At 75.8% G+C, this 524-nt stretch carries 1 pseudogene; it reads right to left on the bottom strand.

Going from position 1 to position 524, the window contains the following annotated elements:
• Positions 1–448 (bottom strand): annotated as a pseudogene (locus GTP44_RS26815) (DUF58 domain-containing protein); the annotation flags it as partial.
• Positions 449–524: the final 76 nt, after the last annotated feature.

Here is a 524-nt window from a genome sequence, read left to right as displayed (position 1 = left end):
CCGACAGCGTCAGCGCGGCGCGCGCGCCGGCCGCCACATCGGTCGCTTGCGGTGGGGCGGCGTCGGCCGCGAAGCCCAGCCACAGCGCATAGCGGTCGCGCCGCGCCGGATTGCGCAGCAGCAGCTCGAACCGCGTCGCCTCGCCGGCGAACACCGGCGCCGCCGGTCCCGCCGCCAGTTGCAGCCCGATCAGGTTGCGCGCGGTCAGCAGCATGTCGGCCACCGCGCAGGCGGCGGCGAAGAACGTCAGCGCGAAGCCCAGTCCCAGGTTGTAATTGATGGCGCCGACCAGCATCACCAGCAGCACCGCCACCAGCGCCAGCCCGGCGCGGGACGGCACGATGTAGACCCGGCGCAGCGTCAGCGTCACCGTGCCCGGCTCGCGGTCGTGCGGCGTGCGCCGGCGCGCGCGGCGCCGGCGGTACAGCGAAAGCAGCCCGTCCAGCATGCGCGGTCAGACCGGCACCGCGGCCTGCAACTGCGCCACCAGGTCGCGGCTGGTCCGCGCCACGCCGTGGGCCGGG

This window comes from Duganella lactea, from assembly GCF_009857505.1.
GTDB lineage: Bacteria > Pseudomonadota > Gammaproteobacteria > Burkholderiales > Burkholderiaceae_D > Rugamonas > Rugamonas lactea.
The sequence above is the reverse complement of the archived record's forward strand: the minus strand, read 5'-3'. Positions and strand labels throughout refer to the sequence as shown.